Origin of the sequence: Dyadobacter sp. UC 10, assembly GCF_008369915.1 — a bacterium.
Taxonomy (GTDB): Bacteria; Bacteroidota; Bacteroidia; order Cytophagales; family Spirosomataceae; genus Dyadobacter.
The window spans coordinates 2,557,063-2,571,571 of record NZ_VSRN01000001.1; the positions used below are offsets into that span (position 1 = coordinate 2,557,063).

Below are 14,509 nucleotides of genomic sequence, written 5' to 3' on the forward strand. Positions count from 1 at the left end.
GCGGAATAAGACACGTAAAAACCTTCTTAACAATTATTAACGGAAAGATTGTTTCGGTTACAACCTTCTGGCTCAAAAATTGCTCTTTCAAGCGTATATGGCTCTTTTTTCAGATCCCAGACATTACGTTTAAATATGAAAAACCAACGTACCTTAATCATTGCCTCTATTTTATTGATCCTTTGCGTATTTGAGAAGCAAGCACGATATAAAGCAGTCCGCGGAGTAACTGTGGAAAAAATGTACAATATTCCTGAAAGGAGTGAACCAAGTGTCCCAGTATATTCTCAAAATGAGCTAAAAACTCCTGGGGAAACTAAATCTTTGTACAATCCTGCACAAATGGTCGAACTTGTTTCAGCCGATACTATATACAGCAATTCATTGAGATCGGCCGATGGGCAGCTGCTTAATATATCTTCTGCCGAGAAGCTTTCCAGTTATTAAAATATATTAACTGAAAAGCCCCATAATATCCTCCTGGCTTAGCTTCTTGATAAAGCCGGATTCACCTCCCACAAGATCTTCCGCGAGATCCTGCTTCCGTTGCTGGAGCAACAGGATTTTCTCTTCGATTGTATCCTTACAAATCATTTTATAGGCGAATACCTTCCGCGTCTGGCCAATCCGGTGGGTCCTGTCGATGGCCTGTCGCTCTACCGCGGGGTTCCACCAGGGGTCAACGAGGTATACGTAATCCGCTTCCGTCAGGTTCAAGCCAACCCCGCCGGCTTTCAAACTCATCAGGAAAACCCGGCAGGTTTGGTCGCTCTGGAAACGATTAACCCGTCCCGCTCTGTCGACGGTTTGCCCGTCCAGGTATTCATAAGGTATTTTCACTTTTTCCAGATGCTGACGGATTAGATCCAGCATGCCCAGAAACTGGCTAAAAATCAATATCTTATGGTTGGAAGCATTTTCTTCAATTTCACGGGTAATCTCTTCCAGCTTTGCAGACTCGCTGCCAAAATCCTCATCGCCGGAAAGAATGGACGGTGAATCGCAAATTTGTCTTAGCTTCAATAATGCTTCCAGAATCAGGAAGCTGCTTTTGTTCAACCCTTCTGTCGCTAGTTTTTCGGCTATTTCCTGACGGTACCTTTCTCTGAATATTTCGTAAACTTTCCGCTGTTTTTGCCCCATTTCGCAGAATAGAATGGTTTCTGTTTTGTCGGGGAGGTCTGTTGCAACTTCTTCTTTCGTCCGTTTCAGCATAAAAGGGTAAACCAGCTTGCGCAATTCCGCAGCCTTTTCCTTATCCTGGTATTTATCGATCGGCGTTGCATATTCGGTTCTGAAAAAATCAGCGTGGCCCAGCATTCCCGGGTTCAGAAACTCGAATTGGGAATAAAGGTCGAAGGTGTTGTTCTCCACCGGCGTTCCTGTCATCGTCAGGCGGTTCTTCGCGCGGAGGAGCCGCGAAGCTTTTGAAGTAAGCGAATCGGGATTTTTAATCGCCTGCGCTTCGTCCAGAATGATGTAATTGAAATCGAACTTCCGCAACAGTTCCACATCACTTCGCATGGTACCGTAAGTAGTAAGGATGATGTCATATTCCTGGAAAAAATCGATCTCCTTTTTCCTTGCCATTCCCCGGTGCACGTACAGTTTCAGGTTTGGTGTGAATTTTTCAGCCTCAGCCTGCCAGTTGAAAATCAGCGTGGTAGGAACTACGACAAGATTCGTATAAGTTGGATTGTTGTTTTTTTGCTGTTGCAGGAACGTCAGCATTTGCAGTGTTTTACCCAAACCCATATCATCTGCGAGACAGCCTCCCCAACCAAATTCATCAAGAAAATGAATCCATTTGTAACCTTCTTCCTGGTACTGCCGAAGCGTAGCCTGAACATTGGCCGGAAGCGGCACATTAGGTATTTCTTTAAAATTCAGGAGCTTCGCTTTCTTTTCCTGCAATTCCCTGAAAACCTCCTCATTGTCTACCTCCGAAACCAGCTCATCAATAAGAGAAAAATGGATTTTAGACAAATGAATCTGGTCATTGTTTACCCGGCCAAATTGCATGATCGGTTCCAGCTTGCTGATCCATTCCTCGGGCAACATACCCAGCGATCCATCGCTGAGCTGCACATAGTTCTGTTTCTTCAAAAATGCCTTTTTAACCTCAGCAAGCGAGACGCTTTGATCGCCAAAAGTGATCTCGATTGTCATATCAAACCAATCGATCCCTGACGAAGCTTTCACTTTGACAGAACCCCGGTTGGGATTAAAACGCATTTTCTTGAGGTCATTAAAGCCCAATACGTCATAGTGTTGCTTTTTGGCCCCCTCTACAAATTTGAAAAGCCAACCATCTTTCATTACCAGATCAAATGGAATGTAGAAAAACGGCTGACCGGCTTGTTGCTCAAAAGTGGGGTGGAGCGATTTCAACCATTGCCATACTGCATTTTCGGCTGGTGAATCCCTTTCCAGCATCGTAATTTCATTGTCCTTAAAACTACTGCTGGTACGCCGCTCGTCGTGGAAATATTCAGTAGTACCTTCTTCCGACTCATATACATACGAAGGAACAATCAGCAGATTAGAGTCATCTTCCCGGAGATACAGGTTCGGCTTCTGAAGCGTGAGCGGACGCGAACTCACCTGATGACGTGTTTGAAAAACGACATCAAACTGCTCGGTTACCGGAATGATCCAGTCCGAAAGGAATGTATCTGCGAACTCCTTCTTCACCCTGATCCTGAATCCGTTTTGGCTCAGGTAGGCCACCATTTCAGCTTCATTTACACCGGCCCAGCGAAACAGGGTTTTGTCGTTATAAAGCCCCAGCCAGTAGCTGTCCAGAGACACGACCTTATGAAGTTCAACCGGAACTCCCGGCTTTAATTCAATATAAGGGTTCAGGGTAATAAACTCTTTGTCCTCGGTGAGTACAAAGAAAATTTTAACCGGGTTACGGTGCAATTCCAGCTGTGTTAACTGATTATTGCTGGTAACGTAGTCACCATCAGCCAGGTAGATCCTTTCCGGGTCAAGATCGTTGAATACCCTGCTCACCTGCTTCCCGACGTATGTCCGGGCCTCTATTCGCTGATGATTACTCACATCGTCGAAGTGCAGATAGGCATTATATGCCCAACCCTGTTTGCGGATGAATTTCTGCAAGCCTTCCTCCCAGCTCTTGGCAAGCCGCACCAGACGTGCGTCTGCTTCGGTGAGTACTGGTATTTCATCGGCAGCATAATAGTGACTAGAGCCGCCTGCTATATTCCGAATGCTTGTCAGCTTCTCAGATTTTGTACTGTATTTGACCGAAAAAACCCCAAAACCAATGTCCAGCAAGTGATTTTTACCTTTTGGCCAAAATACAAAAATCGAAGCCCGGTCTTCGTCATCTTGTCCGTTTTCCGAAGCAGTTACCGTAAATGATAACTTTTGCTGTGGTAATATCCTTTCTTTCAGGGCTTTCCAATTCTGAAATACCCCAATTTTTTGAATTGCCGGATCGAGTTTGGTCAGTTGTAACCCCCCTTCTTCGTCCAGTCTGAAATCAAATTTATCTTTAAACTGATCTTGTAGTGAATATCCGTACTCTGCCAGTAGGGCATTCTTTTCAGCCGTCAGATCACGCATCACGTCAAAGGCTTTTTCACCCAATTCTTCGCGCAGTTTGAGCAGGCCGGCCAGTTTATGTTCACACAAAGGAACCCAAAGCTTTTGACCGCAGGTGCAGGAAGTGTGAATCTGCCTGGTATGTTGTACCCTGCTGAATTTTACGTGATAGACTGTTTCCTGATCAGTTACCGCACATTCGGCCTCACCTTCCTTTGCAGAAGTGATCTCTACCTCTGTGATATTGTCTTTATTCCGCCAGGTTTCGTCTAAAACGAAGCTCCGAAGCTGAAATTCGCGGAGTTCAGACAGTTCAATCACCGAGTCGCTCATATCATGAACGACCTGCTTGATTGTCGGCATTTTGTCAAGAATATACAGGATCGCCGCGACTCTGTGTTTACAAAGCCCGGCTTTATCAGGACAAGTACATTCGGTAATGATTTGAGGAGTAAGAAAATCCCGGATATTGATCTGGTAGAAGTGGATCGAATAGTCGCTTTTGACCTTGAACTCCGCATTCCCCGGACCGTTGTATTCCAGCTTTGATACTTTTAAGCCGCCACTGCTATAAATGGAACGCCCCCTTGACAATACGTCCTTCTCTGTTCGCCTTAACAAGAAGTTAGATAATTTCTCCTTCTTTTCGTTTTCCATTTACCCGCTACCTTGTGAAAACGCAAAAGTACGGGATGTTTAGGTTTTATAGAAACGAAGACAAAGATATACCCCTTTAATTTCAGCTGGCGATATAGGGTTGCCGTATTACCCCAATGTGCGGGCAGGCAAGCTGGTCTTTGTAAAAACAGGTGATCTCTTCACCTACATTGGGGTACAGCAAATTTTCGGATAGGTTATCAATTGGCAACCAGGCGATCCGCAGCGCGGTGGTATGCGCCGGGTTCAATACCGGCTCACCGGACAAAACATTGGTTTCAAATACCATATGCAGCGTTTCCTTGTTTATCTGAGGCCAGATCACTTCGCCGCAACAAATCATTTTCCCTACTTCTGCTTTAATTCCGAGTTCCTCTTCCAGTTCACGGGAAAGTGCCTGGGAAAGACTTTCTCCGGGGTCAGGGTTCCCGCCTGGCAATGCGTATACCTCAGTTTCTCCGTAGCAATAGCATAGTGTTAAAATCGAATTTCCCTGCATTATAATCGCAGATGGCCGTACGTTCATGAAGGAATAGGAGTCAGTGACGAAGTGGTGTAATATAGTGTTTGAGAAATTAATATCAGTTTTTCAGTACCATTTTCTCTATCAAAAGCATAAATATGTGAATTACCTTGATATGTATTTCCTGGATCCGGTCGGCGTAGCCAAAGTGCGGCACCCTGATTTCAACGTCGGCCAGCGCGGCGAGCTTGCCCCCGTCTTTTCCAGACATAATAATCACCTTCATTCCTTTCGCCTTCGCTGACTCCGCTGCGCGGATTATGTTGGCGGAATTGCCGCTGGTACTAAGTCCAAACAACACGTCGCCAGCTTGCCCCAGACCTTCGATAAATCGCGAGAATACGAATTCGTAGCCAAAATCATTGCTAACACAGCTCAAATGGCTGACATCTGAAATCGCGATCGCTGGTAGTGCGCGCCGGTTGTCACGGTACCTGCCGGTAAGTTCCTCGGCGAAATGCATCGCGTCACAATGCGAGCCGCCATTCCCGCAGGAGATAATTTTTCCGTTCGCGAGAATTGAGTCGGCCATTAAGCGGGCTCCTTTTTCTATTTTTTCTATTTGTTCAGGATCATTCAGAAACTGATCCAATACAGCCTGCGCTTCTTTCAATTCCTGGCTAACAATATTCTTATAATCCATTGTAAATAAAGTTTTTAAATTTTGATTGCTTTCAAAACGTGCGTCTTTCGGCCCGGTCCTTTGTGTCTTTGTACTTCAAAACCGCCTGCTCTGAGCGCGCGTTTCACAATTCCTTTTGAAGAATATGTTACCAATACGCCACCTTGCCTCGTTTGGGCTGCTATTTGCGAAAATATTTCGGCAGTCCACAATTCCGGCTGGGCGCGGGGATCAAATGCATCAAAAAATATCAGGTCAAAGATTTCCTGACTTCGGAAATCCTGTAATCGCCTATTTTCTTTTGTGAGACAAAAATAGTCGGATACTTGTGTCGGCGAAGACCAGGGTGCCTGATGTAATTTTATAAAGCCGTTCTCGCCTGTCTCTCGCTCGTAGTTAAGGAGTTGAGCTTCCGTTTCGGAAACAGGGTACGCTTCAATTGTTGTGTAAAAAACAGGTTTTTTAAGCCTGTCTGCCAGTTTCCAGGTCAGGAATGCATTCAGGCCCGTGCCAAAGCCCATTTCAAAAATACGGACAGGAGAAATTGAATCAGCCAGTAACGGAAGCAGGCCCAGATTAATGTAAATGTGCTCCGATTCCATGAGGGCTCCCTGCAAAGAATGGTACTGCTGGCCAAACTGTAAACTATATAGGGAATGAGAACCGTCTTCTGTAATTAATAGGCGTTCCAACTAAGCCAGGCGTTTTGTTTGGCTTAAAAATAATTAAATCATTCTACGCAGGGTAATCTGGGTAAAGAAAATGTCCCCGTTACGTTTAACCAGCAAGTCGATGTTCTTTCCATCGCCACGCTGCATGAGTTTATAAATTTCGCTCACATTCAGGTCGGAGGCAGATTGGTCGTCGATAAAGAGCAGCTGGTCACCTTCCAGCAAACCCGCTTTTGACGCAGGCGAATCATCTATAATATGATTTACAATATAGGAGCGCAAATCCCGGCCTTCCGCCCGAATTTCCATTCCGCTCATATCGTGTTCAAATTTCTCGCGGAGGCGGCTTTTTACAGGTTTCAGGACCATATATTGCTCCTGGTAATTCATCGTCACTTTAAACCGGCGCAGCAGTTCACAGCCAATATTCCCCTGGCGCTCGGTGCCCATCTTTATTTTGGCCCCGAATCCTGCACTATCCGGAAATGAAGCTACGATATTTTCCATCTGAAATCTGCCCAAACGTACTTTGTCAATCCTGCCAAGATTTCCATTGATCACCCCGTTCAATCCCCTGCCCAGCTGGGCGCGGATTACCTTTTCAGGGAGCCGGAAAGTCTCTTTTCGGGTGTTATTAAGTAACAATGCATGCCCGGCGCCGGTGTCAATCAATACGCGGATCGGATGTTCACGGCCGTCGGCAAACAGGGTTACCGCATCAGTAAACGGTTTGGTATCTTCAATGATCAGCGGGTGCTTATCACCTTTTTTAGGCTTGTATTTGTACTTGTCAGGGTACATCAGGATCAGCTCTTTTCTCGAAAAATCGATCGTTACGACGAAATTATTGAAAACCTCATAACCGAAAATGCCATGTACCGGCACCCCGACGTACTCGGAGAGCCTTAAAAAGTCCTGTTCGAGCACAACGATATTCTGGTGATTGGCTTTGAGCCTGCCCATCGAAAACTTATTATCGATCGCTACATGCGCCGAAATAGACTTACCCTCCCCTGCTCCGGTAAGATTAACTTTCCTGGTCAAACGCAACTTGTCGGGTTTCAGCACATAAGGGTCGGTAATGATGATCGAGCTGACACCGGTATCCAGGATAAAACGCAGTGAATCAGTATCGTTGATCTTGACGTAAAGCAAGATCAGGTTGGAATGCAACTCAAAAGGTATGCGGGCGGTTTTATGGTTTTTTTCTAAAAAATAACCATATTTTTCCTCGGAAACTGGGGGAATATCTTCGGTATGAGCGAGTGTATTGCGGCTTATGAAAAGTATGATCGCTATCAGTAACCACTTAGACGTTTTCATCGTGGCCTCCTTTCTTTTAAATCTGGTTATAAGTTTTCTGTCAGCATTAACAACACGTTGATCATAAATGGCCTAACTCTGTCTTTTATTATCTTCTGTGTACACAAAGTATCAAATTCCACGAAACTGTCAAGTGAGTAAATTTAACCTTTTTTACCTCAATTAAACACAAAAAAATCTTTATATGTAAAAACTTTTTGCGATTTTTTTAAAGAGTGATCTTTAATAATGTAAATGACAGAAATATGATAATTTTGTTGCGTCAAATGATGTTTTTCCACAATTAAAGTTTTCTCATGCGAAAAAAAATTGTTGCCGGTAACTGGAAGATGAACAAGGTTCTGGATGAGGCAGTTGCGCTGACTTCCGAATTAGTAAATATGGCCAAAGATGAGGTGCAGAATGATGCAAAAATTATCCTTTGCCCGCCTGCCATTTATCTGACCACTATTAAAAAATATATCGAAAATGCACCGAATTTTTCCCTGGCTGCGCAGAACTGTTCTGACAAAGTCTCAGGTGCATTTACAGGTGAAATTTCTGCGCAGATGCTGCAATCTATTGGTGTGGAATATGTGCTGATCGGTCACAGTGAGCGCCGTCAATATTTTAATGAATCCAATGCAGTTCTTGCAGAGAAAGTAAACACCGCACTTGCAAATGGTGTTTTCCCGATATTCTGCTGCGGCGAATCTTTGCAGCAAAGACAAAATGAAGATTACATCGGCTTTGTAAAAAACCAGCTCACAGAAAGCCTTTTTCACCTTTCTGAAGAAGAATTATTGAAGGTCGTAATTGCCTACGAACCAATCTGGGCGATCGGAACCGGGCTTACTGCCAGCGCTGAACAGGCGCAGGAAATGCATGCAGCATTGCGCCAGCACATCGCTTCCAAATATGGCCCGGCTGTTGCAGAGGAAATTTCTATCCTGTACGGTGGCAGCGTAACTGCAGCGAGTGCAGCAGAATTATTCGCAGCACCAGATATCGACGGCGGCCTCGTAGGCGGAGCTTCTTTGAAATCGAGGGAGTTTACGAATATTATTAAGGCGAGGTAAGCAAGACGTGTCATTTATTGTCACTGGTAGTTATTAATGGTCATTTATGGTCTGGTGTTGCTCCTAGTATGCAACACTGACTACAAATGACCATCAGCGACTACCAATGACAATAAGTGACAATACCTCAACCCTATACTTCCGTAATCACAAACTCCACTCGTCTGTTCTTAGCTCTTTCCTCCGGAGTTCCTTTCGTGATGGCGCGCGTACCGCCATATCCCTTTGCTTCGATCCTGCTTTTTTCAATTCCTTTTTCAACCAGGTAAGTCTGTACCGACTCGGCTCTTTGGCGGGACAATTCTAGGTTTTTATCAAAATCCCCCACATTATCGGTGTGCCCTTCAATGCGGATCCGGATGTTTTTATTTTCACGCATCATGTCTACCAGCCGGTCCAGCTCGGCATAGGACTCAGGCAATAAGGCATATTTGGACGTTTCAAAATAAATGTTCGGCATGGTGATCGTCTCACCAACTGCCAGCGGATTGAGATAAAAATCCTGATTAAATGCGGCTTTCTCCGTCGAATCAGCGGGGCTCAGATTAAATGTCGTACCATAAAACCCCTTTGCTGTGACCCGGAAATCATACTTCTCAGAAGGGTCAAGTCCTAAACGGTATTTGCCGGAAGACGATTTTATTTGCAGCGAATCGCCTTTTTCGACATATCTGATTTCCGCAGAAATAGGTTGTTTTGTCTTTGCATTATAGATATTCCCTTTCAACACAGCTATTCCATTTTCTTCCGCCGACACTTTCTCGGCAGGAGCAATTTCCTTTTGCGGAATAACCGCCTCCTCTACTGGTTTCTTTGCAGAAGGCTGTGTTTTCGCCGTATTTTTTGAAGCGTTTTGCGACTGCTTTTTCGACGGGTTTTTAATGTGGATTCCATAAAAATTCCACGACTGCGTACCCTGCGAGCTGCGGCCTTCGTAAAAATCGAACTCTTCTATTCCTGGAGTAAGTCTCTCGAAATAAGCAACAAAATCAACCTTTTCGCCAGCAGTAACTTTCTTTGTAGAATTGGTCGGAATATTTTCTGCTTTGATCAGCTTGAATTTTTTCTCGATCTCCCCCGGCTTATACAATCTCGTCTCGGGATCCAGCCAGATTTGATTTCCCCCCTGCACAGGTCCCTGCCCCGGTTTGAATGGGAAGTTGAAACCCTGCGGCGCCTGTGGCATTCCCGATTTCTTTTCGATAAACTCAAGGTAGATAATCGTAAACTGGTCTGTTAACTCTACGCGCTTGATCTTCACATACTGGGCAGATTGCTCGTCGACCTTCGGGTTCTCGGTAACTTGTCCCAGTGCGTAATTCAGCGAAAGTGTGATAGCGCAGGCAAATGCCAAAAACGTTCTGCAATTCATGGTTATTAACTATTAATTTTCAATAACTGCAAGAACGCATGTAGCAGTCTCATAGTTTGTTAAAAATTGTTAAAGTAACAACGCTATTGATTTGATGGAATGAAGGCGGACCAGAATTCGGGGTCATATCGCTCCCAGGCGTGACAGGCGAAAGGCAGCCGGTGGCTGGTCAGCTCGTAAGTAGCCGCGGGGCTTTTTTCAAATGCAAAATGAAGCGCTTCCTGCCAGGAAGGCAGTTTCATGAATAATTTCATTGGGATCAACCGCGTCGCTTCCTGGGAGAAAAGCATATCTTCATTGCCTTTCCATTCTGGGTAAAAGAAATTGTAGATCTTCAAATACCTGATGAATTTGGCAACTTTCCTCAATGAAAGGCCGCCATTAAGGACTACTCTATTGGTAGACAACGCATCGGCAAACCGGCTCCCGGAATTCCAGCCAAGAGCGTCAAACTGCGGCTGGTGAAGCGACGGGGCTCCCACATAGTCGAAACCTTTCTTACACCAGGCTACCAGCTCGTCACGAAAAACGTAGGCGTCGAGCTGGTAGATCAATATATACTGGTACGATAAAAAGCGTTCATAAAACCTTACAGAAGTAAGAAGCCTGTTGTAAGCATCGATTCCATTGAAGTATTCGTCGGGAAATGATACTTGCCGGATGGATGGAAACGCGTCAAAATCGCTCCCCAGCTCCATTTTTTCAGGTTTAACGATAATAATCGGATGATTTGACAAAACCTGAATGCATTGTCTTAAAGAAATAAGCTCGTTCGGTTTCAGGTCCGGGCGGTAAACCGGGACTACAATTGCAACAGAAGAACCTTCCTGACCAATTTCCACGCTTGAAACCAATTGCTTATTCTAATAAATCCCCGATAGCGGGCAGCCACCAATCCTTACTGCTAAACCTGTAATATCCTCTCACGAGCTGATTAACGATCGGCGTAAATCTTTTTGCACGGTTTTCGGGCAGAGATGCGCGGCTATAAAAGTGCCTTTGCGACAAATATAATTTAATCAACTTCTCCCTTGGCACAAATGGAATAGCCCGCAGCAGCTTGTAGAGTTCGTGCAGCTTGTCGGCCTTTTCTTCCAGCGGAATTAATTTCTTCTTCCGGTCTCTGACAAAACGATCCTTCAAATGCACTTTTTCTACTTTACCTCCAAACCCAACCTGCTGGCTGGCGTGCATCCGGTAATTGATCAGCGGCTCTTCGATGAAATCAATTTTGTTTTCCAAACTCAATACTACTGCGATCCACGCGTCGTGGATCAGATCGGGTACGTGAGTAGGAAATGGGATCAATCTTTCGAGGCAGGATTTTCGGATCGCGAGCGTGGCGCCTGTTACTACGAATCCATTGAACAGAATTTCGTGCGGCTTGCCTTTCTTCCATTTGGCCTGGCCGCGCGCATCGAATTCAATTTCCTCCCAGATATTGCGTCCGATCGGTTTCGAATCATCGTCTACCATTACGGCGTCGGAAAAAACTGCATCAATCTCCGGATGCTGATTCAGATATGTTACCTGTGCCTCCACCTTATCGATCCGCCAGAGATCATCCTGATCACAAAGAAAAATGATATCCCCTCCGCAAAGCAGCAGGCATTTTTCAAAGTTTTTGGTAGAGCCGAGATTGGTTTCATTTACATAAATCCGGACCGGAAACTTGCTTGTTTGCGCGAACTCCCTAATCACTTCAATGCTATTATCCTTGGAGCCGTCGTCACACACAACGAGCTCGTCAACCTGCATATTTTGATCAGCGATGCTCCTCAACTGCTCAGGCAAGTACTTCGCCCCGTTGTAGGTGCACATTGCTACTGAAATCATGGTAATGTGTATATAGATTTAGCCGACAAATGCCGCAATTTAACATTTAAACACTCCTTTACGCAATTTGATTTGCGATTTTCACTTACCGTCATTTGTAAATCAATTTGTTTTTGCGGGAAGAACCACAACCTTTTCGGTGACTGCCCAGGATAAGATTTCCGAATATGTTTCCGCGTCCCTGTAATAGATCAGCGGCAAACTGTGATCCGATTCCCATTCATGAATCCTGGTTATTACTTCGTCGTTGGTTTTCTTCAAATCAATTCTGTTATTATAAAAACCTGCACACCAGATCAGCAGCCCCAGGCTGGCAATGTACTTTAAGTGAGCCTGTTTCAGGATTTTAAGGTCAAGGAATATCAGTACGAGGAGTACCGGAATCGTGGCGGTAAAAAACATGTAGCGGGGTGCAATGCCTCCGGCAGCTTTTGACTCGAACCTCGAAATGGATACGATAATGCCTGTTAATATGGGCAGAGAAAGCAAAGCATATAAAAACGGGTTTTTCGCTGCATATCCCTTCCAGAAAAGCCAAAACCAAATACCCAGCACTGTAACACCCATTAACATGCACAAAATAATATTCACAGATTGGCCAGTCGCGGGGTTGATATATAAGTAACTTCCCAGAAACGTAAGCAATAAACGCGCCATCCATTCTACGTTAAAATTCGTGGCCGCCTCTGTTTTGACATCGGGAATGGGCAGAAAAGCGAGGGACAGCAATGCGATCGCAAATATTGCCCAGATACCGAACATTAGCCACTTCCTCTGTATCAGCAAGATAAACGCTGCCAGAAAAAGTGAGAGGAAACCGTTTCCAAAAGATAGTACGGCGAGTACAGCCGCAGAAAGTGCGACAAAAAAACTTCCGCTCACCGGACGTTCCGCCTGGTTAATTGCGAAAAGGGTCAGAAAAGAGAAGAAAAATACAGTATAATGTTGAATACCTCCCCAATAGTAAAAGGTAACCTGCCAGAATGCAAGACTAAACAAAAACAGGCAGGCGATCAGCAGCGTCTCGGCGGTCAGCAACTTTTTCTGCCGCATGATCACAAATAACAGACCGAAGAAAGCGAGCAAAAACACGTTTTGAAAAATGACAAGGTCCCGAAAATTCAGCTGGCCGAAGATCGAATAATAAATTGCCGCACAGGATTTGGAAAACAGGATCCGGTGCTCATTGTGGCGACTGAGCAGGATATCTTTCCGCATTGTGAAAGATTCGGTATCAAAATAAAACCGCCGGATAAAATTCAGCGTGGTGTCGTAATCATCAAACGATGGAGCATTCAGCGCATTTTGGAAAAGCGTAAAAAGGAAAATGAAAAAGATGGCGATACTTAATGCAATGGCTAGATATTTACGCATATCTGATATTTTTGTCAAAAACGTCGTGTTCTTTATGACGGCCAAAATTACCCCGGAATCCCGGATTTTATTCAAAGTTATCAATCGCATTTGAATGGCCTTACCAGATCAGCTCAAAAAGGCAATTATCCAGATGCCTGCAAAAGAAAAGGATAAACTGCTGCTCCGACTCATCACCAAGGACAAAACGCTTGCCGACCGGCTCCATTTTGAATTGATCGAAGACAGTTCTACCATACCCGAAAGGCGCGAGGATATCATGGCTACGATCGTCCGGACATCGAAATTTAACCAAAACACACCCGGCTGGATTTTAATGGATATGAGAAACCTGAGCGGTGATATCGCCTATCATGTGAAGGTGACCAAAGACAAGATCGGGGGAACAGAGCTCAACCTGTTTTTACTCAATACGTTTCTTGAAAATTATCAGGATATCCTGAAAACCTATTCTTCGCGCGCCGATACCTGTGCATTATACATCGCGAAAAAAGCGCAGGTGATCCTGAATGGTTTCAATAAGCTCGACGAAGACTATCGTACCGATTATACCAAAGACGTGAACCGGATGCTGAAACTGGTTTACAGCCTTTGTTCCAAGATGTATGCAAGACAAATGGAGCTGCCACAGGAAGTTGAATAGCCTGACCAAAAATCACTATTAATGCCCGGACCATGAAAAAAACGGCCTTACTCATTATCGACGCGCAGTATGATTTTTGCAATCCGAACGGGACATTATTTGTGCCGGGCGCCGAGGAAGATATGCAAAGGATCGCCCGCCTGATCTCGCTCGACGGTGACAAAATCGACAGCATTTTCGTGACACTGGATACGCATAAAGTACTGGATATTGCGCACCCGCTTTTCTGGGAAGATCAGAACGGAAATACGGTCGCACCATTTACATTAATTACCTCCCAGGCAGTGAAAGCGGGCAAATGGATTCCGCGCTATCACAAAGAATATGTGATTGAATACCTGGAAAAATTAGAGCAGCAGGAAGAATTCAAACATTTTATCTGGCCGGAACATTGTCTGATCGGCTCGAAGGGCGCTTCCCTCGACGATACTCTGCTCGCCGCTGTCCTCGCCTGGACGCACCAGACCGGCCGCGATTATGTTGCCGTTTCAAAAGGTATTAACCCGCTAACGGAACATTTCGGGGTATTCAAAGCGCAGGTACCTGTGGAAAACGCTCCTGAAACTGATTTAAACCGTGCATTTCTGGATCAACTCGCTGCCTTTGACCAAGTATTGATTGCAGGAGAAGCGCGGTCGCATTGCGTCGCGACGAGTATCAATCAGATCATTAAATACGCGCCTGAATTGATTCCAAAAGTGATCGTACTGTCGGATTCCATGTCCGACGTTCCCAACTGGGGCTATCTTGCCGACCAGATATTTGAAGATGCTGCCGAAAAAGGAATGACTTTTTTAAAGGCTGGATCCGTTCGTTTTTAAGTTTTTGTTCCCAATTTCCCTGTGCAAAAGCCAAAC

General features: G+C 45.0%; 13 protein-coding genes. 4 read left to right on the top strand and 9 right to left on the bottom strand.

Annotation, left to right across the window (positions count from 1 at the left end; translation table 11 throughout):
* Window positions 1-135 precede the first annotated feature (135 nt).
* Window positions 136-447 (top strand): hypothetical protein, encoded by a 312-nt coding sequence (locus FXO21_RS10540; RefSeq protein WP_149640048.1) that lies wholly within the window; start codon window positions 136-138, stop codon window positions 445-447.
* 6 nt (window positions 448-453) lie between these two features.
* Here the strand turns inward: FXO21_RS10540 and FXO21_RS10545 are convergent, their stop codons facing one another.
* The 5 genes from FXO21_RS10545 to FXO21_RS10565 form a co-directional block, all read right to left on the bottom strand.
* Window positions 454-4,230: an SNF2-related protein gene (locus FXO21_RS10545; RefSeq protein ID WP_149640049.1), complete on the bottom strand. Its 3,777-nt coding sequence runs from the start codon at window positions 4,228-4,230 to the stop codon at window positions 454-456.
* 82 nt (window positions 4,231-4,312) lie between these two features.
* Entirely contained in the window at window positions 4,313-4,756 is a 444-nt protein-coding gene (locus tag FXO21_RS10550) for an NUDIX domain-containing protein (RefSeq protein WP_149640050.1), read from the bottom strand.
* A 55-nt stretch (window positions 4,757-4,811) separates the two neighbouring features.
* Complete coding sequence (gene lpcA / locus FXO21_RS10555; RefSeq protein WP_149640051.1) at window positions 4,812-5,396, bottom strand: D-sedoheptulose 7-phosphate isomerase; 585 nt, start codon at window positions 5,394-5,396, stop codon at window positions 4,812-4,814.
* Between the two features lie 14 nt (window positions 5,397-5,410).
* Complete coding sequence (mnmD, locus tag FXO21_RS10560) at window positions 5,411-6,067, bottom strand: tRNA (5-methylaminomethyl-2-thiouridine)(34)-methyltransferase MnmD (RefSeq protein WP_149640052.1); 657 nt, start codon at window positions 6,065-6,067, stop codon at window positions 5,411-5,413.
* Window positions 6,068-6,100: 33 nt separating this feature from the next.
* Entirely contained in the window at window positions 6,101-7,369 is a 1,269-nt protein-coding gene (locus FXO21_RS10565; protein ID WP_149640053.1) for an aspartyl protease family protein, read from the bottom strand.
* Window positions 7,370-7,665: 296 nt separating this feature from the next.
* On the opposite strand from FXO21_RS10565, the gene tpiA reads away from it, so the two are divergent.
* Window positions 7,666-8,427: a triose-phosphate isomerase gene (gene tpiA, locus FXO21_RS10570; protein ID WP_149640054.1), complete on the top strand. Its 762-nt coding sequence runs from the start codon at window positions 7,666-7,668 to the stop codon at window positions 8,425-8,427.
* Window positions 8,428-8,560: 133 nt separating this feature from the next.
* On the opposite strand, the gene FXO21_RS10575 is transcribed toward tpiA, so the two are convergent.
* The 4 genes from FXO21_RS10575 to FXO21_RS10590 all read right to left on the bottom strand — a co-directional run bounded on the left by FXO21_RS10575 (window position 8,561) and on the right by FXO21_RS10590 (window position 13,009).
* On the bottom strand, window positions 8,561-9,799 hold the full coding sequence (locus tag FXO21_RS10575; RefSeq protein ID WP_149640055.1) for an OmpA family protein: 1,239 nt from the start codon (window positions 9,797-9,799) through the stop codon (window positions 8,561-8,563).
* A gap of 83 nt (window positions 9,800-9,882) precedes the next feature.
* Complete coding sequence (locus tag FXO21_RS10580) at window positions 9,883-10,641, bottom strand: DUF5672 family protein (protein WP_225865644.1); 759 nt, start codon at window positions 10,639-10,641, stop codon at window positions 9,883-9,885.
* Between the two features lie 16 nt (window positions 10,642-10,657).
* Window positions 10,658-11,635 (bottom strand): glycosyltransferase family 2 protein, encoded by a 978-nt coding sequence (locus FXO21_RS10585; RefSeq protein ID WP_149640056.1) that lies wholly within the window; start codon window positions 11,633-11,635, stop codon window positions 10,658-10,660.
* Between the two features lie 102 nt (window positions 11,636-11,737).
* Window positions 11,738-13,009 (bottom strand): hypothetical protein, encoded by a 1,272-nt coding sequence (locus FXO21_RS10590; RefSeq protein ID WP_149640057.1) that lies wholly within the window; start codon window positions 13,007-13,009, stop codon window positions 11,738-11,740.
* Between the two features lie 94 nt (window positions 13,010-13,103).
* Here FXO21_RS10590 and FXO21_RS10595 point away from each other — a divergent pair, with 94 nt between their 5' ends.
* Window positions 13,104-13,652 carry a hypothetical protein gene (locus tag FXO21_RS10595; RefSeq protein WP_149640058.1) on the top strand — a complete coding sequence of 183 codons (549 nt, stop codon included), beginning with the start codon at window positions 13,104-13,106 and terminating at the stop codon, window positions 13,650-13,652.
* A gap of 32 nt (window positions 13,653-13,684) precedes the next feature.
* A complete protein-coding gene (locus FXO21_RS10600; RefSeq protein WP_149640059.1) occupies window positions 13,685-14,473 on the top strand; it encodes a cysteine hydrolase family protein in 789 nt (262 codons plus the stop codon).
* The last annotated feature ends 36 nt before the right edge of the window (window positions 14,474-14,509 follow it).

Coding starts and splice junctions, on each gene's coding strand:
- FXO21_RS10540 (WP_149640048.1), top strand. CDS start 136: ATGAAAAACCAACGTACCTTAATCATTGCCTCTATTTTATTGATCCTT.
- FXO21_RS10545 (WP_149640049.1), bottom strand. CDS start 4,230: ATGGAAAACGAAAAGAAGGAGAAATTATCTAACTTCTTGTTAAGGCGA.
- FXO21_RS10550 (WP_149640050.1), bottom strand. CDS start 4,756: ATGAACGTACGGCCATCTGCGATTATAATGCAGGGAAATTCGATTTTA.
- lpcA (WP_149640051.1), bottom strand. CDS start 5,396: ATGGATTATAAGAATATTGTTAGCCAGGAATTGAAAGAAGCGCAGGCT.
- FXO21_RS10565 (WP_149640053.1), bottom strand. CDS start 7,369: ATGAAAACGTCTAAGTGGTTACTGATAGCGATCATACTTTTCATAAGC.
- tpiA (WP_149640054.1), top strand. CDS start 7,666: ATGCGAAAAAAAATTGTTGCCGGTAACTGGAAGATGAACAAGGTTCTG.
- FXO21_RS10575 (WP_149640055.1), bottom strand. CDS start 9,799: ATGAATTGCAGAACGTTTTTGGCATTTGCCTGCGCTATCACACTTTCG.
- FXO21_RS10585 (WP_149640056.1), bottom strand. CDS start 11,635: ATGATTTCAGTAGCAATGTGCACCTACAACGGGGCGAAGTACTTGCCT.
- FXO21_RS10590 (WP_149640057.1), bottom strand. CDS start 13,009: ATGCGTAAATATCTAGCCATTGCATTAAGTATCGCCATCTTTTTCATT.
- FXO21_RS10595 (WP_149640058.1), top strand. CDS start 13,104: ATGGCCTTACCAGATCAGCTCAAAAAGGCAATTATCCAGATGCCTGCA.
- FXO21_RS10600 (WP_149640059.1), top strand. CDS start 13,685: ATGAAAAAAACGGCCTTACTCATTATCGACGCGCAGTATGATTTTTGC.